The sequence below is a fragment of the Pseudomonas sp. SJZ080 genome, assembly GCF_007828295.1.
GTDB classification, from domain to species: Bacteria; Pseudomonadota; Gammaproteobacteria; order Pseudomonadales; family Pseudomonadaceae; genus Aquipseudomonas; species Aquipseudomonas migulae_A.
In genome coordinates, this window is sequence record NZ_VIUK01000028.1 from 66,322 (window position 1) to 86,619 (window position 20,298).

At 54.5% G+C, this 20,298-nt stretch carries 15 protein-coding genes and 8 pseudogenes; 9 read left to right on the forward strand and 14 right to left on the reverse strand.

Annotated elements, in window-relative coordinates; genetic code table 11:
* Positions 1-127: 127 nt before the first annotated feature.
* The 4 genes from FBY04_RS27475 to FBY04_RS27490 all read right to left on the reverse strand — a co-directional run bounded on the left by FBY04_RS27475 (position 128) and on the right by FBY04_RS27490 (position 2,198).
* A complete protein-coding gene (locus FBY04_RS27475; RefSeq protein ID WP_145318381.1) occupies positions 128-316 on the reverse strand; it encodes a hypothetical protein in 189 nt (62 codons plus the stop codon).
* A 147-nt stretch (positions 317-463) separates the two neighbouring features.
* A complete protein-coding gene (locus FBY04_RS27480; protein ID WP_145318384.1) occupies positions 464-982 on the reverse strand; it encodes a BRCT domain-containing protein in 519 nt (172 codons plus the stop codon).
* A 48-nt stretch (positions 983-1,030) separates the two neighbouring features.
* Entirely contained in the window at positions 1,031-1,285 is a 255-nt protein-coding gene (locus FBY04_RS27485; protein ID WP_145318385.1) for a hypothetical protein, read from the reverse strand.
* 331 nt (positions 1,286-1,616) lie between these two features.
* Complete coding sequence (locus FBY04_RS27490; RefSeq protein WP_145318386.1) at positions 1,617-2,198, reverse strand: hypothetical protein; 582 nt, start codon at positions 2,196-2,198, stop codon at positions 1,617-1,619.
* 592 nt (positions 2,199-2,790) lie between these two features.
* Between FBY04_RS27490 and FBY04_RS27495 the strand changes: the two are divergent.
* Both FBY04_RS27495 and FBY04_RS27500 read left to right on the forward strand, forming a co-directional pair.
* A pseudogene (locus FBY04_RS27495) lies at positions 2,791-3,602 on the forward strand (tyrosine-type recombinase/integrase).
* Between the two features lie 110 nt (positions 3,603-3,712).
* Entirely contained in the window at positions 3,713-3,976 is a 264-nt protein-coding gene (locus FBY04_RS27500; RefSeq protein ID WP_145318387.1) for a hypothetical protein, read from the forward strand.
* Positions 3,977-4,027: 51 nt separating this feature from the next.
* Here the strand turns inward: FBY04_RS27500 and FBY04_RS27505 are convergent, their stop codons facing one another.
* Positions 4,028-4,441, reverse strand: coding sequence for a hypothetical protein (locus tag FBY04_RS27505; RefSeq protein ID WP_145318388.1), 414 nt, complete (start codon positions 4,439-4,441; stop codon positions 4,028-4,030).
* 582 nt (positions 4,442-5,023) lie between these two features.
* Here FBY04_RS27505 and FBY04_RS27510 point away from each other — a divergent pair.
* The 4 genes and pseudogenes from FBY04_RS27510 to FBY04_RS27525 all read left to right on the forward strand — a co-directional run bounded on the left by FBY04_RS27510 (position 5,024) and on the right by FBY04_RS27525 (position 7,955).
* Positions 5,024-5,278, forward strand: a complete 255-nt coding sequence (locus FBY04_RS27510) for a hypothetical protein (RefSeq protein ID WP_145318389.1) — start codon at positions 5,024-5,026, stop codon at positions 5,276-5,278.
* Positions 5,275-5,859, forward strand: coding sequence for a hypothetical protein (locus FBY04_RS27515; RefSeq protein ID WP_256667194.1), 585 nt, complete (start codon positions 5,275-5,277; stop codon positions 5,857-5,859). Before FBY04_RS27510 ends, FBY04_RS27515 begins: the two co-directional genes overlap by 4 nt.
* Positions 5,786-6,208 (forward strand): annotated as a pseudogene (locus tag FBY04_RS27520) (integrase); the annotation flags it as partial. The gene FBY04_RS27515 and the pseudogene FBY04_RS27520, both read left to right, overlap by 74 nt.
* Before the next feature lie 292 nt (positions 6,209-6,500).
* Complete coding sequence (locus tag FBY04_RS27525; protein WP_144931753.1) at positions 6,501-7,955, forward strand: site-specific integrase; 1,455 nt, start codon at positions 6,501-6,503, stop codon at positions 7,953-7,955.
* A gap of 757 nt (positions 7,956-8,712) precedes the next feature.
* Here FBY04_RS27525 and FBY04_RS27530 read toward each other — a convergent pair.
* The 3 genes and pseudogenes from FBY04_RS27530 to FBY04_RS27535 all read right to left on the reverse strand — a co-directional run.
* A pseudogene (locus FBY04_RS27530) lies at positions 8,713-9,226 on the reverse strand (transposase); the annotation flags it as partial.
* A gap of 91 nt (positions 9,227-9,317) precedes the next feature.
* Positions 9,318-9,494, reverse strand: coding sequence for a hypothetical protein (locus tag FBY04_RS32485; protein ID WP_178118334.1), 177 nt, complete (start codon positions 9,492-9,494; stop codon positions 9,318-9,320).
* 102 nt (positions 9,495-9,596) lie between these two features.
* Positions 9,597-11,039 carry a PAS domain S-box protein gene (locus FBY04_RS27535; protein WP_145318390.1) on the reverse strand — a complete coding sequence of 481 codons (1,443 nt, stop codon included), beginning with the start codon at positions 11,037-11,039 and terminating at the stop codon, positions 9,597-9,599.
* A gap of 340 nt (positions 11,040-11,379) precedes the next feature.
* Here FBY04_RS27535 and FBY04_RS27540 point away from each other — a divergent pair, with 340 nt between their 5' ends.
* Positions 11,380-12,198, forward strand: coding sequence for a class I SAM-dependent methyltransferase (locus FBY04_RS27540; RefSeq protein WP_145318392.1), 819 nt, complete (start codon positions 11,380-11,382; stop codon positions 12,196-12,198).
* 101 nt (positions 12,199-12,299) lie between these two features.
* Here the strand turns inward: FBY04_RS27540 and FBY04_RS27545 are convergent.
* Positions 12,300-12,595: pseudogene (locus FBY04_RS27545) on the reverse strand (histone-like nucleoid-structuring protein, MvaT/MvaU family); the annotation flags it as partial.
* A gap of 144 nt (positions 12,596-12,739) precedes the next feature.
* Positions 12,740-13,015: pseudogene (locus FBY04_RS27550) on the reverse strand (potassium transporter TrkG); the annotation flags it as partial.
* Here FBY04_RS27550 and FBY04_RS27555 point away from each other — a divergent pair.
* Positions 13,009-13,260: pseudogene (locus FBY04_RS27555) on the forward strand (hypothetical protein); the annotation flags it as partial. The pseudogenes FBY04_RS27550 and FBY04_RS27555 sit on opposite strands and share 7 nt — an antisense overlap.
* Before the next feature lie 679 nt (positions 13,261-13,939).
* Here the strand turns inward: FBY04_RS27555 and FBY04_RS27570 are convergent.
* Both FBY04_RS27570 and tnpB read right to left on the reverse strand, forming a co-directional pair.
* Positions 13,940-15,556 carry a DUF1254 domain-containing protein gene (locus FBY04_RS27570; RefSeq protein ID WP_145318394.1) on the reverse strand — a complete coding sequence of 539 codons (1,617 nt, stop codon included), beginning with the start codon at positions 15,554-15,556 and terminating at the stop codon, positions 13,940-13,942.
* 194 nt (positions 15,557-15,750) lie between these two features.
* Positions 15,751-15,948 (reverse strand): IS66 family insertion sequence element accessory protein TnpB, encoded by a 198-nt coding sequence (tnpB, locus tag FBY04_RS27575; RefSeq protein WP_145318396.1) that lies wholly within the window; start codon positions 15,946-15,948, stop codon positions 15,751-15,753.
* A gap of 662 nt (positions 15,949-16,610) precedes the next feature.
* On the opposite strand from tnpB, the gene FBY04_RS27580 reads away from it, so the two are divergent.
* Positions 16,611-18,689: a bifunctional diguanylate cyclase/phosphodiesterase gene (locus FBY04_RS27580; RefSeq protein WP_144931755.1), complete on the forward strand. Its 2,079-nt coding sequence runs from the start codon at positions 16,611-16,613 to the stop codon at positions 18,687-18,689.
* A 914-nt stretch (positions 18,690-19,603) separates the two neighbouring features.
* Here the strand turns inward: FBY04_RS27580 and FBY04_RS33385 are convergent.
* Positions 19,604-19,675, reverse strand: a pseudogene (locus FBY04_RS33385) (transcriptional regulator); the annotation flags it as partial.
* A 232-nt stretch (positions 19,676-19,907) separates the two neighbouring features.
* A pseudogene (locus FBY04_RS27600) lies at positions 19,908-20,021 on the reverse strand (serine hydrolase); the annotation flags it as partial.
* Positions 20,022-20,298 lie beyond the last annotated feature (277 nt).

Here is a 20,298-nt window from a genome sequence, read left to right on the forward strand (position 1 = left end):
AATCTCCGTCGCCCCGTTTACCCCGGCTTGGCCCGCACAATTCTTCCCATCTTCATCTCATAAGCATAAGCATAAGCATAAGCATAAGCATAAGCATAAGCATAAGCATAAGCATAAGCATAAGCAGTCAGCCTGCCATCACGATTCTCAGCGCTACCGCAGCCTCAAGCAGCTTATTCGCCTGGTTCGAGACAGCCGTCGCCAAGACATCATTTCCAGCGTCCTTCAGCATTGTTGCCAAATCGAGCAGTTTACCCACCTCGATCTCAACGACGCGAACTGATTCGGTTATCTGGTATTGAAGTGAGTGAGCCATGTCATCAATCCTCGATCCAGATGGGCCTAGGCGCCCTCCCCCCCAGATTGGGTGATCCGCTGCGCCTTTAATGGTTGTCGCGACAACTATTAACCGGGTTAAGCCTTAGCTCCATCGCTTTACAAATTTCCGTCTCACCAGATGTCGCTAAGGCAGTTCGCCCGTCGCGATCAATCTCAGAAACTGCTCTGAATCAATGATAAAAGCTCCAGCCTCCAGCGCTTTCGCAACCTTTGTCGGCCCTGCATTGTCGCCATAACAGAGAAAAGTCAGTGTTTTACCTGGAGTGCTCATGACCTTCAGCCCGAAACCCAAGGCCTTCTCCTCCAGCTCAGCTCGATACGCAGCCACGAAGCCAGTGAAAAGAATTTGATTGATTCCGCCAGGTGGCGTCTTCGGCTGTGGAGCGCTCAAGGCGGCTTCCAATGCTGCGAGGGCAGACGCTTTGGGCTTTGGCTGGAGCTTCGGGGCAGGAGGTGCGGCATCGTGCAGTAGTAACTCCGCTCCAAACAAGACCTTGATGATGCGATCCTTCCGAAACGTTTTTGGGAATGAATCGCTGGCGGATCGCCCCTGGATATAAATAGAGTTCTCCGACCACTGAATCAGCTCCCGCTCACTCACGTCACCTTTTGAATCTTTGTAACTGAACTTGATGCTTGTCACCTGCTCCACTCCCCTGTGAAGGTCATATGACCCGATCCCTTGCATTTCCTACTCGGCCTTGTCCCGCACAATCCTTCCAGCCTTAACCTCGTCAGCGTGGCTGCGGATTTTTTCTTGCTGAGCCTTCAGTAGAGCCGAGATCTTCATAAGCGCAATGGCTTCATCAGGCGATTTACCGCTGGCAGCCATGCTGTTCAATTCAGCCACTGACCAGCCGATAACTGCGGTCGCATCCTCAAGGTCGTAAAACAGCTCCTGCTGGGCTGTTCTGGGACCATCGAGCCCATGGATGATATCTGCCATCTATTTAAGCGTCCTGGTTGTTGCGTCACTTTGATCTCATCGGCGTATGCAGTCAGCCGATCCTTTATTTATTGCTTACCGGTGCCGAGCCCAAGCCGACAAAATCGCAATTTCAAAGACAGCCACCAGGATGAGGAAAATAACAAATCCGCGTGAAAACACGCGCTTTCTGCGCGAAGGGGTGTAATCGTTGCTGAGCTGAAATAATTGGCACAGCAGATCAAATAGCTTGTACATGAACTCAAATAATTCGGACATGACGCTATGCGCTAGAGATCGTCACGATGAAGTTCGCTTGTGAAGGCATGGTGCACTTCCGGTCCATCCCGTGCTAAGGGCAGGGGTTGAAGAATTCAAGAATGGGTGTTCTGGAGATGACGGGGATGGTAGTGCCAGGAACCGTACCAGCACCGAAAGCCACGCGGTCTGTCCCCTTGATAAAACCACCCTCAATGCCGGTGAATGATTTCCGACCGGACACTACCATCCGATTCAGGATCAGTTTCTTTTTCGCGAAATCGGTTTTTACGTCGGGCCATTGGAGCCAGAATTCGTACGCCTTCTCTCGGGTGAATAGAAGAAAATTCGGCGCTTTTTCTATGCCTTCACTTAAGTGAGCGCACATTACTTCCGTTGGTTTGATACGCATGAGGGGGCGATATTTTTTCCCTGCGTACTCGGTAACCAGAAGGTCAGTTTGTGTTAGTACCACCAAAGCATCCGAGCGGCGGCAAGGTACAGAATCTCCGTAGAGGCGCTCGCACCAGGCCATTTCAACGATCGTAACGATATCGCTTGGATTGAGACGAAGGTCGCGCTCAAGGTTGGCTCGGTCTGCCGGTTGTTCGTAAGGAATATGGCCGCAGCCAGTGAGAGCCAAGCAGATCGTGGCGATTGTTATTGCGAACCGCATTTGTGCGTCCTTGCCTTAGGAAAAAATTGGTTTCGCGCCCGCTCAGCACGAATACATCACTGGCCAGAAAAAGTGCTGGTCTGAGGTTCGGTGAAGCTGATGCCGCCGCGCCCAGGACTACACGCGCCCTTATCGCCCGTACAGCTTGCTAGCGGCGCGGAATTTATCACCATTAAATCGCCACTACGAGTAGCACTGCATCGATTTCGCCGCGTCCTCCAAAAATTAGCAAAAAGTCATTTAGCAAAATGTATTAACTAGCTATTTAGCAATTGCTAAATTTACATCACTTCTCCTTTGCCTCACGGCAAACCCAAAGCCTGCACCAAATTTGCGAGAGCCGACAACGCGGCGGGTCTTTGCTCGCCTGGAGAAACTGAGTGGTTGGCAACCCTTAACCCGAGAGGAAACGCAGTGAGTACTCACACATTCGTGAGTTCCCCATTGGAAAACAAGGTGTTGGGTTTGATCGCTTCGAGTTGGATGCCTGGGCCGACGCCTACGTCGCGCGCAAGTCGATTGAAAAGGTCGCCAATCAAGACAACAATCAGCCCCGCAGCGAGCGCCGTGGTGGAGCAAAAGGAGAAACGCCATGGCCCAAAAAGCAATCTCAGGCCTACAGCAAATGCCGAGTGGCATCTGGAAAATCGACAAAATCTACCGAGGAGAGCGAATTCAAACGAGTACTGGCACTCGTGACCGGGCGGAAGCAGAACAGTTCCTGATTCATTTGCTCGAAAACCTGCGCCAACAGAAGATCTACGGGGTAAAGCAGGTCAGGACTTGGCGGGAGGCTTCCACCAAGTTCCTGCTGGAAGTAAAGGACCAGGCTTCCATCCACATTTCAGCGACGTACATGGCTCAGCTCGATCCAACGCCACCTGCAGGAAGTACTCGGCCTGGTCGTTCGCGATATCGATAACATCAGTCATCTTGGCGAACCGGGACGAACGCTTGGTGATATTGAACAGTGTTGCCAAGTCGATCATCGAAAAGCAGCGCGGACAGCACAAGCTTTTCGTTTTCCCATTTGGGATGCCGAACGAACATGGTGAGCCCACCATGATTCACCGGATGAACGACTCGGCCTGGAAGAGAGCTAGGATCAGGGCGACCAAGAAGTGGCTCGAAAAGCATCTTCGAGCACCGCATGACGGGTTCACCAGGATCCGGGTTCACGACTTGAAGCACACCTTTGGCAGAAGGCTACGGGCAGCAGGCGTGACCGAAGAGGATCGAAAGGCATTGCTCGGACACAAGAACGGCAGCATCACCAGTCACTACTCGGCAGCAGAGCTGGACCAACTGATTGAAGCTGCGAATAAGGTATCAGTACTCACCAGATGTGAGTACGCGAAACCACGCAAGCCGATCTGCGAAGAACACCGGGCACGAAATGTGTGACGCGGATTAGAGATATGAATCGGGCGATGCGCGTGGTGGAGATGAAACACCCACAGACTTACTGATGCCGCTTCGACGAGGCGGCATTGGAAATTAACGGGAGATACGAAATGCCCAAGTTCATAAAGGAATACATCGAGCTTTGCTTCAACTGCAGTTTCGATATCAGCACGGTCGGCAACATGCGCCATCTGGTAATACCGCGCTTGCAGCTCGAGGCCGAAGAGCTTCGAGCGGCTGTAGAAATGATCCCCTCAGTCTTCCCGTGCCGGCAGGTGCTTGAGGACGACGTAGAGGAACTTGAGTTGGCTGTGCGCTCCGGCCTTCAGCGGTGCACGACGCGACCGGTGCAGCATGAGCTCTTCGCAGCATGAAGCATCACCTCTGTCCATTCGATGAGTGGGCTTTGGGATGTTGACCAGGTGCTATCGATTTTGCCGAGACCTGATCAGCTGCTGGCACTTCTCAGCCACCTGCGGATGGGCTTCAGCCACACGGGATAGCACTCGATACATCTGGCGCTCGTCCCGAAACGGGTAGACGTCTAGATTGAGAGCGATCTGAACCTTGCGCAGATTGGTACCTTCAGCAAGCCAACGCTCAATAGTGCGAGTCATCGCCGAGCCGTTGTCGTCTGTTTGCCAAGCCAGCAAGTCAAAGAGTTTGGCCACCAGTAGAGATGGAATCGACTCAGGGATATTGGCAAAAAGTCGATCAGCCAAATCTAGCTCGCCAAACTCGGTCACAACTGCCTGCACAGCATTGAAAGCCTCTGTGTACTCCGGTTCGTGGCTTTCTAATGCGATCACGTCCAGCGCTCTAGCAACAACTTGGTGCATAGAAATCCCATGCTCTGAAGAGAGTTGCTGATGCTACCAGCCTCTTGCGTGACGGGCTCAACAACCAGCGCCAGGTCGGCCTGACTTTAACTGCCCGATCTCTCGATGAGAGCGTATTGGGGGTGTGATCTGAATCTTCAAACGGCCTCTCTGTTGCACCAGAAGCATGCTGCCGACGCCATCACGATGACGATCACACCCCGATGCGGACGAAACTGCGGCCTATAACCGCCCACCTGCACCCAACTGCCAGAGCACGCTGCCGCAGTTGAAACCCAGCACGGAGGATTTGCAGCCATGCACCAGTAAGCACTCGCTGCCGCGCAGCAGTAGTCCCAGCCACTACAGCGCTGGGCGCTTGGGACGACGAGAGAATATCGGCCCCGGAGAGCGCGCTTTGTCAGCGCCCCGCAGCGGGTATAGCCCACAGGATCTGCTGATGACATCAGCGCCGGACAAGTAACCGGCCCCCTCCCCCGACACCACCCGCATGCACTCCCCTCCGCGCCCAACGGCAACCAGCGGAATGGATGAGTGCAGCCGAGTTTTGTTGGATCAACATCCGCCACCCTGGAGGCGAACATGCACCTAAGCATTCAGACCCGTCGCGATATCGTCGATGTCCTGCATCAGCGTTCCCTTCTCGCCACAGCTGAGTTCTACCGGCTGATCAATAGGAAGTTGCCGGTGACCATACTTCGCTTGACGGTGAAACCTGCGGGACGTGAGTTCTTCCATGTGGTGGATAGCCAGACTGGCAAGGTGCTGGGCTTCCGCCGCGACCACAACGAAGCCTGCGCCCTGGCGCGCCGACTTGAAACGGAGACAAGGCCATGACCGACTTTCTCGATACTCCAGAGGGACCTGATTGGCTCCATGACGCAATCAACGCGCTGATCTGCGGCGACAACGTCACAGCGCCGCGAGCTCACGGCAAGTCGGTAGCGCTGGACCAAGTCGACACCACCGACCCCAGCGCAACTAAAAACTTCACCGGTATGGGGGGCTTCAAAGGCACAGCCATCAAGCCGACCTACCTCATGCGCAAGGCAACAGAGGTTTTCGGCCCATGCGGAGAAGGTTGGGGCTGGACTGTACTTGAGGACCGGTTTGATGAGGGTGGGCCTCTCCAAGCGCCCACAAAGGAATGGCCGGAGGCACCGCGCATCAACGCGAAGCTACACACGTTGAAAATCGAACTGTGGTACCTGGGCAAGGACGGACAGAAGTGCACGGTCCAGCATTATGGGCACACGCCGTTCGTACTGCTCCAGCAGGGCAAGATCATCACCGACTGGGAGGCGGCGAAAAAGTCACTCACCGATGCAATTGGGAAATGCCTACAAGGCCAGCGACGCGGCATGGATTCGCTTTCGGGTGACGCCGGAACTTCAAGCAGTCATCAGTCGGTGCCGTGACGATGTTGTCTCGCCGTACCTAGTGCACCGCAAGCCCGATCGCCTGAAACAGAAACAGGCACAGACCAAGGACCACTGGACGAAGGTTGAAGAGCGATATTTGACTCGAGCGTTCAAGGAAGCCCGTGAGGCGGCGGAATGCTACAAGGGATGGAAGGAAGAAGAAATGCCGGGCTTCCACGAAGTGCGAGCGCTGTCGCTGCATCTCTACAAGAAAGCCGGAAAGGATGGGCAGAAAATCGCAGGGCATGCGAGCGAGGGCATGACCAAAAACTACCAGCGAGACCACGAGGAAATCATCTGGTCCGAGGCAATTCCGGACCTGAATATCAACGAAATCACCGGATAGTTTTGCGCCAGTTTTGCGCGGGTTTTGCGCAGGCACAAAAAAGCCGATCTCTGATCGGCTTAACTGTCTGATTTTACTCAGGAAATATGGTCGGGACGGAGTGATTCGAACACTCGACCCCTAGCACCCCATCTCCTTTTTCATACTTCTTGAAAGCTTCCAAAATTTTACTCTGGATTTTTCTAAGCTAGTATTTACTTGAGCTCCAGCGGTGTTCTGCTCTACGAGAGTCCAGTAACGTCCATCAAGAGCCGACGTTTTTGTGGGGGGAAAAGTAGGGGGAGTCTATTTCATGGCTAAAATTACCATCAAAGAACTCGAGTCGCTGACCGCCAATGATGCAGGCCGAATCCTCAGGGAGGATGGCAATCTCGCCGGTCGAATCTCAGTCCGCAAGGACGGTGTGTCGGTCAGCTTTTTCTATCGTTACCGGTGGGGCGACCAGAACAAAGAGTACGCCTGCGGAACCTGGCCGCGCAAATCCCTGACAGACATCCGCAAGGCGCGTAATCAGGCCAGAGCGCTCATTGACGAGCAGATCAATCCCAACGAACACAAGAAAACCGCCAAGGCACAGGCATACGCCGCGGCTAACGTAGAGACCGAACAAGTAAAAACGACAAAGGTGCAAACGCTGACCGTCCAGGATCTGGCCAAGGCCTGGCTGTTGGATGGCGTCGCGCGTAAAGACGGCAATGCCGAGTTGCAACGACGCTTTAACAAGGACCTTTTTCCGGCACTCGGTAAGACCGCAGTGAGCAGCGTCTCCGAACACGATGTTCGGGCGCTGATCCGTTCCGTGGTCAACCGCGGCGCTCACCGGCAAGCCATCAGCTTCTTCGCGGACCTCACTCAGATGTTCAGTTGGGCCAGAAAGCGCCAACCTTGGCGGGCGTTACTGGTTGAGGGTGATCCGACTGAACTGGTCGACATCTCCCCATTGATCCCTGCCGACTACGAAGCGGAAAGAAGCCGCATCCTTTCCCCGGCGGAGTTGTTGGAATTGCACAACCGCTTCCAGCAAATGACCGTCGATTACAACGCCCTCCCCGTCGGACAAAAGTACGAAGGCATTCGGCCGTTAAAGAAAGAAACTCAACTCGCGCTCTGGATCAGCCTGGGCACCTTGTGCCGGATTGGCGAGTTGCTGCAGGCCGAATGGAAAAATGTCGATCTGGACCAGCAGACCTGGTTCCTCCCCAGTGAAAACGTCAAGGGCACCCGGGGCAAGAAGCAGGACCACCATGTCTTCCTCTCCCCCTTTGCCCTGCATTTCTTTCAGGAACTCAAAACCCTGACGGGAGACTCCCAATGGTGCTTTCCGAACAAGCAGGATGATGGGCATGTGGACGTGAAAGTGGTGAGCAAACAGGTCGGCGATCGCCAGGCCCGGTTCAAAAACCGCAAGGCCCTCTCCAGACGGTGCCATGACGATACCCTGGTCCTTGCCGACGGCCAAAACGGCGACTGGACGCCGCATGACCTGCGCCGCACGGGCGCGACCATGATGCAGGCTTTGGGTGTCAGCCTGGACGTCATCGATCGCTGCCAAAATCATGTACTGGCCGGCTCTCGGGTGAGGCGCCACTACCTGCATCACGACTATGCCGAAGAGAAGAAGTGTGCCTGGAACCTGTTGGGCGATCGACTCAGTGCCGTTCTTTCCTCAACCTACGAGCACCCACCGACCGAGTCGATGCTGTCTTTTCCAGCGTACGCCGCCACTGGTTCTCTACATCCTTCATAAGTCAGAAACTTTACTACAGCTCCCCGATCTGCGAAACGACCTCGAATGCGTCAGCACTGCTGCTCCTTGTTACTCGGCAAATCATTCTGCCAAAAGGTAGCAGCGAAGCTAGCTCCAACCCTCCTCCTGCCCCGCATTACCAAAATTGTCCTTTGTCTTACCGCTCCTCAAATAACGCTTACACTGGATTTTCAAACCCACGATTAATCCGGTAAAGGAGCGCCCTGTGAACATGAATTGGGATGAGCGTATGCGTTCGCATCACACCTTGCGTGATTAGGCAGGCTGCCAGCTATGCGGCAGCAATTGCAATGTCTCGCTCATCCTCTGTGTGGGTAATGGTAGCCGTTCAAGTAGTGTGATTGTGTTGCCAGAACCCACTCATTTCTATGGCAGGCCCAGTACCAAGGCTTGACGTTGCGGCATCCAATTCCATTTCAAAGCAGAACGCCTAGCCAGTGAAATCTATGGTCACCCCCATTTTTGCAATACTGATTACCGGTTGAAGTGGTTGGCTTGCTTAAATCTATCCGGCGACTAATTCGGGTATGCCCCGCGCCACGATGAGAGTCGCGCCTGACGAACCTTAAAAACTTGCTTGGCTTTTCTAGCTAGCCGATTTCACTGTCAGGATCTTCGCCAGGCCGGTAGGCCGTTCATTTCATCTGTTGCAAAACCTGAAAGGTGAACGCAGAGTCAGGCAGCCATGGTGCTTGGTCCTGCTTCATATTCGGTATGGTTGGTCGCTATTGCCCAGGCGATGCGCGCCAGTTTGTTGGGCAGCGCCCATTGCCACAGCCAGCAGGCTGGCGGTGATTGGCCCAACACACGGTATGCCCAGCAAACACTTGCCCAAATCATCGTCGGCAAGCTGGCCAAACCAGCTCTTTATCCAGCGCCTTGATCTGTTCATCCAGGTAGACAGAGTGATCGTGCAGACGCTGTAACAGCAGCGTCAGCCGCACGGGCAGTTCGTGCTGCGCCAGAACGCTGGCTAAGCGCTTCATCATTGCCAACCCTTGCGGAAGGCTGACGCCGAACGCCAGCACAAACCATGCATCTGGTTGACTGCCTTGCTGCGCTCACCCACCAGCGATTCCCGCAGACGGTGCAAAACAGAAAGCGTCTGCTGGGCCTCGGTCTTAGGCGAAACAAAGCGGCATCGATGGTCGCGACGCGGCTTCACAGATCGCTTCGGCATCGACGAAATCGTTTTTGTTGCCCTTCACGAAAGGTTTAATAAACTGCAGGGAAATCAGCTTGGCTTGATGGTCCATGGCTGTCACCTATCGCTGACACTTCAGCAGTGGCGCTCGACCCTCGACGACAACGACTTTCGTATCCGCCTTGGCTACCAGACATTCACGTACCGCGTGCTGACTGACCAGGGCTCGCAGCACATCTTCCTGAATCGCCTCGCCGATCATTCAGCCCCCCCGAGACTGACAGCTCGCCCGGCGGATCGTTACGCGTCAGGGTCAGCCCCTCCAGCTTGCCGCCCGGCTCGCCGTTGTAATGGAACACCTCGCCTTCGATCATGCCCACTTCCCTGGCTCCCTCGAAATAGCGGCCCTGGCGCAGCTCGCCAAGCTTGATGCCCTCGGGATCGATTACGTCATAGCGGTGAACTCGCGCACTGCCCTAAGTCTCCTGCAGCGACTTTGCTGGAAACGTTAACCTGAGTGACAATCCGTCGGGCTTCCAATCGCGAAAAATCTCGCCATCAAGGTGCCCGCGCACTGTAGCTTTCGCCAAAAAAGTCCCGAAACCGCTTGCCTTAGGCTCACACTCAATCGGTGGCCCATTACTTTCGTTCCAGTCGATGGTGAAAAAATCACCTATGTTGCTGCAGGAGACGTCCAACCGCCCTTCAGGTATTGAGAGGGCTCCATATTTGGCGGCATTGGTGGCAAATTCATGGAGCAATAGTGCGAAGCTGGTTACAGCATTCCCCGCAATGGAAATGTCGGGGCCGGTCACGACAGCGCGCGATTCGCTGTGGCCAGTAGCATAAGGTGCAAGAATCGTATTGATGAGCGTATGCAACGTAGTAGGCTGCTGCTTCCTGGCACCGTATGGGATGGTCAAGGTATGCGCGCGCGCCAAGGCGTTCAGTCGTTCAGAAATGGCGGATGCGAGCCCCGCGGATGTCGTTGCTGTACGAGCACTCAACACCACAACACTACTCGCCAGTGTGAACAAGTTTTTCACTCGGTGATCCATCTCCCGGATGAGTAGATTTTTCTGCTCTTCTGCCTGGCGGCGTTCGGTAATGTCGCGGGCGATCTTCGCCGCGCCTACAATAAAGCCTTGTTTATTTCGGATTGGGGAGATCGATAGGGAGATCTCGACGAGGCTGCCGTCTTTGCGTCTTCTGATGGTTTCATAATGTTCGATGCGTTCGCCGCGACGGATGCGCTCCAAAATGCCTGGCTCTTCATTGGCTCGATCCTGGGGAATGAGCATGGCAATCGGTTTACCAATGGCTTCCTCGGCGGTGTAACCGAAGAGTCTTTGGGCGCCTTTGTTCCAGTTGATGATCCTACCCATCAAGTCCTTAGCAATAATGGCGTCGTCTGAAGACTCGACAATGGCGTCATGTCTCAGTGCTGCTTCATCGGCTTTCGTTTGCTCCGTAAGATCGACCAGCATATTGACGGCGCCAATCATTGTCCCATTTGCATTGAAAATCGGTGAGGGGAACGCGAGAAAGCGGATGCGCGTGCCATCCGGCCGCTCGGCAATGGCTTCTAGCCCTCTGATGGGACGCTGTTCTTTCAAGGCAATGGCCATGGGGCATTGGTCATGAGGTAAAGGGGTGCCATCGGGCCAGTAGAGTTTCCAGGAGCCGCAAAACTCGCTGTGGCCGAGTTGTGGTTCGATGCCCCAGAAAACAGCTGCCGCCTTATTATAAAAGGTGATGAGGCCGTTTATATCAGTGGTGTAAACAGCTTCGGGGAGCGCATCGAGAACGTCGGCTAAATCCAGATGATCAGGCACCGAGGGCAGTGGTCCCCCACTCTCGGAGGAGACGTGCGACTTAGCAGCGGCGGCGTCATCACGGTGACTTGACTTACGGCTCATTCTGACTCCAATGCTAATAACGTATGCCCTGCCGTTTAGGCAATGAAAGCATGTCAATAATTCGCGCGAAGACAAGGTCTACTTCTGCTGAACCCCGCTTCTCCACCCAGAGCATCAGCTCCATCACGGCCACCTCAGGGCCAGTTGATCATGGTAGATCCTATTCAGTACATCCGGCAGCGAATAATCACCTGACAGGATCACTTTTTCATCAGAAACGGCCAGAAGCGAAAACTCATAGTGTAGGTTGCAGAAAACATAAAGGAATGAAAACAACTACTCTGTATCCTCGGGGCCGTTTAAATACGGTTAGAGCGCAACTTAGCATAGGGTGATCACCATGAATCCCTCAGACGTCGACAGACTATTCGCCGAGTCGATTCCGCAGCTCTATGAACAATACATGGTACCGCTCATCTTCGAGCCCTACGCTGCTGACCTGGCTTCTCGTATCGCACTTCGCCAACCTTCTCGCGTGCTAGAAATTGCGGCGGGTACCGGTGTCGTGACGCGCCATCTTGCGGATACTTTGCCGCCGGAAGTAGCGATAGTCGCAACGGACCTGAATCAACCCATGCTCGATCAGGCCGCTGCGAGAGGCTCGAGCCGCCCCGTAGAGTGGCGCCAAGCCAACGCGATGCAACTACCGTATCCCGATGAGGCCTTTGACGTGGTCGTTTGCCAGTTCGGGGTTATGTTCTTCCCTGACAAGTTAAAAGCTTTCTCCGAGGCAAGGCGTGTCCTTCAACCCGGTGGGCTATTCATATTTAACGTGTGGGATCGAATTGACCAGAACGAGTTCGCCGACACTGTGACTCAGGCGCTCGAAACTCTCTTCCCGGACGATCCACCGCGATTTATGGCTCGAGTTCCGCACGGCTACCATTCTACTTCTGTTTGCGCTCAGGATCTTGCACGCAGTGGATTTACTCATTTGCCCGGGATCACCACGCTGGCCGCACACAGTCGCGCGGACTCGCCGCGTATTCCTGCGGTGGCGTACTGCCAAGGCACACCTCTTCGTAACGAAATCGAGACGCGCGGTCCTTCACTCTTGCTCCAGGCCACCGACATCGTGACAACAGCTATAACAAGTCGGTTCGGCTCTGGCGTTGTGGACGGCAAGATTCAAGCTCACATAATTACCGTCGAACGGTAGTGTCTTCAGTCATCCGGCCCCCACCCATTCAACGGTAGCCTTGTGCCAACTCAGGCCGGGAAAAACTTAACGTCGTGTTCGGGATTAGTTGGCCACTACAAATTACCACCCTTGGTTTCGATCAACCCACCGGAATTCGGGTTCTTGTAGATCTTCACATTGCGAGCTTTGTGGACCACCTTCGCTGCGGCTTCACCTCTGGAACGCCTACTGGCGTGAGGATCAAGTAAGTTGATGACGTTACGCAGACTGAAGCCGTACCCACCCAGCAGGCTCGGAGCTTGTTTTCAAAGTCCATTTCTCGCTGCAGGCCTGAATCGCCTTTCATCGACTCAAGCTCGGCCAACTGATCAGTCAGTTGTTGTTCAAGCTTGCGAAATTCAGCCAAACGAGACATAGGAAACGTTCCTTTTAGGATTTAGGGTGAGGCGGAATACATATTCCTCATGCAAAGTGAGGATTTGATTTCGTCACCCATGCCCCGTTTAAACTGGCCAGTGGAGACCGAAAACGTGCGTGATACGACTCATAGGTGTGAAGCTCAATATCTCCAGAAAACAGGAGTTACGAGCACCAACACTGTCAGGATTTCCAGCCTCCCAAGGAGCATGCCTACGGTCAGTAACCATTTGGCAGTATCAGGTAATGATGAAAAATTACCTGCCGGACCAATGATCGTGCCAAGCCCTGGCCCGACGTTACACACCGCCGTAGCGGCACCACTCAAAGCTGTCGTCCAATCAAGCCCAGTGAGAGCCAAACCCATGGCGATAGCGGCAATAGTGATGGTGAAGAAAAATGAGAAGGTCGCTTGACCCGACCCTGCCTGCACCGCCTCTAACCTTCCCTGTGCCTACCGTCGGCCCGTCGCCGCAGCAGGACCCGGACAACGTCGCCCGCAGCGGCCCGTCAAGTTCGCCACTGGAAGCCTTCATGCGCCAGCCCGGGATTTACCCGTTTCCGTCGCAGTTTTCCAACGTTCTGGACCGCAACCCGTGGAAAGCGCAGATCGAAACCTTCCTCAACCGCCATCCGGTCGGCTCGCCGGCGGAGGGTCGTCCGCGCTGAACGGCCTGCGGCGCGGGACAGACCGCCAGTGAGGGCAATCAACTGTCTGTGCACAGGAGACGCCGTCCGTGCACTGGAGGCAGACACCACCCTTGGCACGATGACCTGCATTCTGCACTCGGTTCCGAGCCAAAATCTCGTCCTGGTCGCGTCAAGGTATTCATGCGGACGCGCTGCGTAGACGGGGACGACGTTGTAGCGCTCGAACCGCTGGTCGCCGGTATAGTAGATTAAAGCGCTAGGGATGCTGGGCGCTGCGACAAGTCGTGAATACCCCGGTACTGGGAAAGGTGTCCGCACCGGGGAACCTGATACGTCTGGGTGGTTTTCGATTGGCAGTATGCCGTCTATGGCGGCAAGCCCTCAAGCGACGCAGCCAGCGTCACCGGCTTCAAAGGTCATGCTACGGACACCTTGCCGACCTCTACATACCAAAACCTGGAATTGCACATCCTTATCCTGAGAATCGCTTCGCGTCACGAACCAAGTCAGGAGCCGTATGCGGTAGTTCCGCACGTACGGAACTGGGCGGGCGGCGGCAGGTAACTGCCTTCCCTACCGCAACCATTCGTTGAAGGTTTCTGGGATGTGCAAGGCTGTGATCTTCGCGTTTGAGTGCGTGAAGCCGATCCCTGTAGGAACCGATCCACGCTGTTCAAAAATCGAAGTTCGATTACTTCACCAACTCGACCTCGCTCGGACGCCAGGTTTTGGTGAAGAAGGGCTCTAGCGGGCTATAGAGGCGCAGACATGGGAAGAAGCCTTTGCCGGGCATGGTTTGGATCCAGTTGCCGCGTGCCACTCCTTTAGGTTGCTGCGGCCCGAAGTAGACCGTCGTCGTCCCGTCAGCGTTTGGCTCCGCAGCCGGTGATGGGAAGCTTTGGCTGCCGGAGCGCGGATAGCGCTGTGGTGTGTCGAGCATTGACCGAGTCATGTTGTCGTAAAGCGTGAACGACCAGAATTTTTCTGCGGGGATGTCCTTCGGCAGGCTGACCTTGTAGGTCTTGGCGCCATCGAAGTAGTTATTCTGAGCGTCGACCATGGTCCACAAATACGTGGAACCAGCGCCGGGTAGTCGCATGGCCATCGCGGGTGTAATGCCGGTGACGCCGTAGAAGAAGGCTGAACGCGCATCCAGTTGGCGGTAACCGGTCGCAGGGAAAGGCTTCACTCCCTCCGGCGTGATCTGCGGAATCGGCGTTTCGAACTCGTGGCCGGTGGCGAACAGCATGTTCTGCCAATTCGCATTGTCGTAGTAATACCATGACCTATCGCGCGGACTCATGAACAGGCTGCGTGACGTCGCATTGGCTACCACCAGCGCTTCCATGAGAATTTTCTTCATTCGCGCATCAAGTGCAAAGGGCTTGCCCTTAACGATCCCGATGGCGGCGATTGGCCCCATCAACTCGGGGTCGAGGCTGGTGGCCGGTTCCTGCTGCACCACTTCGTTCAACATTTCGAAATATGAAAAGTCGTTCGGCGGAATGGTGTTCATCACCTTGCCGCTGCCTTCATGGAACGCGGTCGGCGGTGGCGGGGTGACCGCGCTAAGCTTGGCCTTGCCCGCCAAGAATTCGGCGATTGGTGTGCCGACACCGCCAGCCTTGTAGGGATAGACCTTGGTGAGTTTCTTGATCTGTTCCACCACCGGCTTGGGATCGTTGCCGTTCTCGATGAACGCGCGCGCGAACCACACGCCGTGTGTGGTCTTGGAGTGGGCGACGTTAAACTCCCCTTCTGGCAATGGGCCTTCGTAGTCCGGCGGCACAATCAGATATTTCCCTCCTTGGCCGCGGTCAGGACCTGGCACACCCATGTCAATAATCCAGCGGAACCAAGCATCCTGGACGGTACCGAGGACTCCCGGCGGGACTTCCACCACCATCGGCCCCTTCGAGAGATCGAATCCGGAGATGATATAGATCGTGTCGGCGTTGGGCGTCAGGAACAGCGATTTGGAATCCATCAGCTCCGAGAAAACGATTACCTCGTTGTCTTTCACGCCGATATCCTGCAGACCCTTGCGGATAGCGTGGATGCTGACGCCTTGCAGAGTGTCCGAAAACGCGCGAGTCGCGTGCGAGAAGTACAGTTGCTCATAGACTTTGTCGAGCGTCGCCTCGCTCGGCTGGCCGTCCAGGAATTCCAGCGTACCGAGGCGGGTTTCGCTCTTGGCGGGCGTCGTGAGCGACTCAGGGATCGTCTCGGCCCATGCGCAGGTAGCGAACAACAGGCTGGCAATCACAGCGCTGCCCTGTCCGATGGTGGTGCGGGGGAACGTTTTCATGGATACCACTCCTTGTGTGTATTTTTTGCTTGTGTGTTTACGAAGCCTCACATAGCTCTTAATCCGGGGCAGTCTCAACATACGGGGCGATTGCTGGCCCGTAACTCTTCCTTTGGCCAAGCTCTTTGGCTGACAGGTTATTTCGAACAAAGTAAAGCACTGAATGAAGGTGTGTAAAAAATATAATTGAACAATTAACGGGACTTGCATTCCAAACACCAATCCCGGTGAACCAGAACTTTCATTCTATTCGCGCGTCGATTGACAAAGAGATAAGCGCAGTGCGGCTTCGCCGCACAAAATACGGCAATGACTCTGGCAAGCGCGGTCTCGGTACCGGCGCGCATATCCATGGGCTCGGTGGCTAGCCAGATGGCCTCGATACTAATCATTGTGTGAGTCCACAGACAAAGCGAACACAACCTTCGGGATCGGAAGTTGGCCGTTTCACTATAAATTGATGCTCGCCAAGCGAAGCTAGATAGTCGCCAGCGCTTCCTCTGCTCGCTTGGGCGTAGCTCTCAGAGGAGAAAAAGCCGGCAAGGCCGCTGCTAGTTGATCTCGGTAAAGCGGCAGGCATTTACGGATCACGTTGACGTTGACCCCGTGGCGGACGGCAACGTTGGAAACGGTCGCCCCAGGTCGCAGTGCCCTTCCACATGCCGAAGCGGACTGCGTGGGTTACGTCGTGTGATTTCGCGAGGTGGATAGGCAGCCCCTTTCCATTGAACTCACTCCAGAGCCCAATCGTAACTATCGCCGCTATTGGGCGAGCGCGGGCCGCCTTTGGGAACTTAACTTAACTTTTCCGCTACTATGTTTGGCATATCCCAGTGCAGAAATCGGCGGGAAGAATCGAGGGCGAATCTGCAGAAGCGCAACGCTAGCAGCTTCGTCGTGATCCGTCGCTTAGAGCGGATGAAGATGTCCCAAGATCGGCACGTTGGCTGATTAAACGCGGTTAAGGTTGCTTCGTCGATATGAGAAATCAGTTTATAGTTGCACTTTGTATAAATTACACAGCATCGCCGCGTGCGCTCTAGGATGGAAGTTCATGCTTCTCAGCAGCTACAACAGTATATTCGTCACATTTTCTGTGATTGTCGCCATTCTCGCCTCGTATACGGCCCTTAACATGGCCAGTCGGGTATCCAGCTCGACCGGAAGAGCATCAGCGTTATGGCTGATAGGTGGCTCGTTTGCCATGGGGTTCGGCATCTGGTCGATGCACTTTATCGGCATGCTCGCCTTCAACCTACCTATCTCTCTGGGCTATGACGTACCGCTCACTATTCTGTCGTTATTGATCGCAATCACTGCTTCGGCTTTTGCCCTCTGGTTGGTCTGCCAAAAAGAGTTGCCTTGGCCGCGTCTGGCCCTAGGCGGCCTGTTGATGGGTGCGGGTGTTGCCGCCATGCACTACACCGGCATGAGCGCCATGTTGATGACTCCGAGCGTCATCTACATTCCCTGGATCTTTGCCCTGTCGATTGTCATCGCGGTGCTTGCCTCGGGAGCCGCGCTGTGGATCGCTTTCCGCCTGCGTCGGGACTCAAAAAGAGCGACGTATGCCCGTATCGGTGCGTCGCTGGTAATGGGGTGTGCCATCGTCGGCATGCATTACACCGGAATGGCGGCGGCGCAGTTTCCCGTTGGAAGTTTCTGCGGCGCGGCCAACAGCGGTATCGATACCAAGTGGCTGGCCGTATTGGTGATCGTGGTGAGCCTTGCGGTATTCGCCATTGCCTTGATCATTTCCATGCTCGACGTACGTACTAACCTTCTGGCGGCATCACTCGACGAGGCCACAAGCGAACTGGTGCAGTTGGCGCTGCATGACAATCTGACCAAACTGCCAAACCGCGCTCTGCTGAATGATCGTCTTGACCAGGCCATTCAGAAAGCTAAGCGGGAAAAACGCCATTTTGCATTATTGTTCATGGACTTGGACGGATTCAAGGCCATCAACGATGCCTATGGGCACCACGCAGGCGATCTTTTGTTGATTGAGGTCTCGCGACGAATTCTCGACACAAAACGCTGCGAGGACACCGCCGCGCGTCTGGGTGGCGACGAGTTCGTTCTGCTGATCGATCCGGGCGAGCCCGAAGATGCCGCAGCACTAGCTCAACGGCTGATCGAAAGCATTGGAAATGTCTACAACATCACCCGCAATACCCTATACGTGTCGGCCAGCATCGGCATTGCCTTGTTTCCCAACGATGGCCTTACTGCGGATGAACTCATGGTCAACGCAGATGCCGCGATGTACCACGCCAAGGAACTGGGGCGCAACGGTTACTGTTTCTTTGAAAGTGCAATGAATGCCAATGCCCATCAACAGATGCAATTGCAACAGGACCTACGTCAGGCGCTGGCTCGAAGCGAATTTCTCCTGCACTACCAGCCTAAACTGCTTGCCCCCAATGGCCCGATGATCGGAGTCGAGGCCCTGATTCGCTGGGAAAATCCGCAGCTGGGCCTGGTCCCGCCTGATCGTTTTCTACCACTGGCCGAAAGGACCGGTCTTATCATTCCGATTGGTAACTGGGTGATCGACGAAGCGTGCCGGCAAATGAGCCAATGGCACGCTGAAGGACACCGGGACTGGAGCATTGCGGTCAATCTGTCCACCGTTCAACTAGGGCATGCCAGCTTGGTCAATGTCGTACGCTCGGCATTGGAGCGTCATGCGCTGGAAGCGCGCTTTCTGGTTCTGGAAGTCACTGAATCCACGGCCATGCGCGATGCCGAAGCCAGCCTGGTGATTCTTGAGCAACTGGCGGGACTGGGAGTCAGCATCTCCATTGACGACTTTGGGACGGGCTACTCCAGTCTGCTCTACCTGAAACGCCTACCCGCCAATGAACTGAAGATTGACCGTGGCTTTATCACCGAGTTGGCACAAGGCAATGATGATGCGGCGATCGTTTCGGCGATCGTTGCACTGGGTCAAACCCTGGGGCTCAAAATTGTTGCCGAGGGCGTGGAGACCGCCGAACAGCAAAACCTGCTCACGCAACTAGGCTGTCACACCTTGCAGGGCTTTTTACTTGGCAGCCCTATGACGGCAGAGCAATTGGTAAAAAGCCTGACGGCAACCGCGATTGACGAGGCGCCAGCGTCTGCTTGATGCATTCTAACCCTACCGATAGATACCGGCGGAGCTGTGTATAAACTTTTGGAGTCAATTTCTTGGTCTGAACCGGAATAAAAAACTCGCTGTGCGGCAAGTTTTAGGTCTGCTGATCGCTAATGTAAATAGGTTTGATTGCTGACCGTAATCAATCAAAGTGGAAGTTTTCGAGCTAGCGGCAATACTCCAGTTCGCATCAAAAACCATTTGATTGAATGTGGGGCGACAAATGACTTCTACCGATTATGGGCCAGATCAACCGCGATTACCGTTCATCAAGCGCTGCTTGCGTGAACCGTTACTGCACTTTCTCATCGCCAGTTTCGTACTCTTTGGGATTTAGGGTGGTTTGCACAGCTCCACCGTCAACCAAGATCCCCCAACAGATAGTGATTACCCCGAACGCCATTCAGCGCATCGAGCTATCCTGCCCCCCCTTTGGATTACCTGTAAGTGCCTGAGGTGTAGCACATCGATGATGCCGTGCGTTCATCGAACTCAGACCAGATGAAGTTACTGCTTTGCTCTGCGATCAAGTCTTCGTAGCAAACCAAACCAGGCACCTCAATCGCCGGCATTTGCTCCCGGTTACACAGCGCAATGAAAGCTTTGACGGTTTTCAACTTATGCGCCAACTGTTCGACCAGTGCGTCGAACGACAAGTCGAAAAACAGATATAGATCCTCGGCGTGATTGGCGATGAGCTCGATTTACTCGGCGAATAGCCGGGGGTTGATCGTGTGCAACACCGCGCCGATAAGCGGATGGCGTCAGAAAGGCGTGTTTGCCGGACGCTTACGGATGGCGCAGCGCCGATAGATAAACAATAGAGGTCGCCATACCGGACGCTAAACTGATTGTCGACGTTAACAAAAAGAGCCCACGCAGGGCTCTTTCTACTCAAAACGATCTTATTGAGTGCGCCATGACTCGACAACATCTGCGCCAAACTCAGTTTTCCATTCTTTCAATTGGCGATGATTACCACCCTAATGAGATGGTCAGTTTCCCATAGACTTGTCGGATTTTTCATTCGATTTCTAATGTTTCCACCACCTAATGTGCGATAGGTCATCCGAGATCAAAGCTTTTAAGGAAGATCTGAAGCACCTATAATTTTTTATACCCTCGTGTTTGAAGCTCAAAGATTCATGAGTTGGTCAAAAAAACGACGCTTCCTGCTCTTAATTCTTGATAAATACAGCCGAGCCAGCGTCATCTATTTGGGTAGCTTTTATTCGCCAGGATAACGATGCCAATGTCCTCGGAGGGGACAAAAGCCACATAGCTACCAAAGCCCTCGGTCGAACCGGTTTTGTTGACCCAGCATCTTATCTTGAGGTGCTTGCGGCGGGTCGAGCCAGCTGACTTTATGGGGCTTAAAGGCCATAGGCGTTGAGTTGCCCTCAATCCTCTCGCCGTTGATGCATGGGCACATGCCATACCAGGAATGTCGTACTCCTGCATGAGCGGTCGGATTTTTGCCTTTATCGCAGCTTCTATTCCGCCATTTGTAAGCGGCTGGGGAAGTCACCTTCCGAACTCCAGCATTAAGGGCGATGGTGTCCGCGTATTTTTAAGCGGACGCGATCGCCCTTAACGTCAG

What these genes read in the sequence shown, in the direction of transcription:
- FBY04_RS27475 (WP_145318381.1), bottom strand. Translation starts at nt 316, where the DNA reads ATGGCTCACTCACTTCAATACCAGATAACCGAATCAGTTCGCGTCGTT.
- FBY04_RS27490 (WP_145318386.1), bottom strand. Translation starts at nt 2,198, where the DNA reads ATGCGGTTCGCAATAACAATCGCCACGATCTGCTTGGCTCTCACTGGC.
- FBY04_RS27540 (WP_145318392.1), top strand. Translation starts at nt 11,380, where the DNA reads ATGAATCCCTCAGACGTCGACAGACTATTCGCCGAGTCGATTCCGCAG.
- tnpB (WP_145318396.1), bottom strand. Translation starts at nt 15,948, where the DNA reads ATGATTAGTATCGAGGCCATCTGGCTAGCCACCGAGCCCATGGATATG.
- FBY04_RS27570 (WP_145318394.1), bottom strand. Translation starts at nt 15,556, where the DNA reads ATGAAAACGTTCCCCCGCACCACCATCGGACAGGGCAGCGCTGTGATT.
- FBY04_RS27525 (WP_144931753.1), top strand. Translation starts at nt 6,501, where the DNA reads ATGGCTAAAATTACCATCAAAGAACTCGAGTCGCTGACCGCCAATGAT.
- FBY04_RS27510 (WP_145318389.1), top strand. Translation starts at nt 5,024, where the DNA reads ATGCACCTAAGCATTCAGACCCGTCGCGATATCGTCGATGTCCTGCAT.
- FBY04_RS27515 (WP_256667194.1), top strand. Translation starts at nt 5,275, where the DNA reads ATGACCGACTTTCTCGATACTCCAGAGGGACCTGATTGGCTCCATGAC.
- FBY04_RS32485 (WP_178118334.1), bottom strand. Translation starts at nt 9,494, where the DNA reads ATGATCGAAGGCGAGGTGTTCCATTACAACGGCGAGCCGGGCGGCAAG.
- FBY04_RS27500 (WP_145318387.1), top strand. Translation starts at nt 3,713, where the DNA reads ATGCCCAAGTTCATAAAGGAATACATCGAGCTTTGCTTCAACTGCAGT.
- FBY04_RS27580 (WP_144931755.1), top strand. Translation starts at nt 16,611, where the DNA reads ATGCTTCTCAGCAGCTACAACAGTATATTCGTCACATTTTCTGTGATT.
- FBY04_RS27505 (WP_145318388.1), bottom strand. Translation starts at nt 4,441, where the DNA reads ATGCACCAAGTTGTTGCTAGAGCGCTGGACGTGATCGCATTAGAAAGC.
- FBY04_RS27535 (WP_145318390.1), bottom strand. Translation starts at nt 11,039, where the DNA reads ATGAGCCGTAAGTCAAGTCACCGTGATGACGCCGCCGCTGCTAAGTCG.
- FBY04_RS27485 (WP_145318385.1), bottom strand. Translation starts at nt 1,285, where the DNA reads ATGGCAGATATCATCCATGGGCTCGATGGTCCCAGAACAGCCCAGCAG.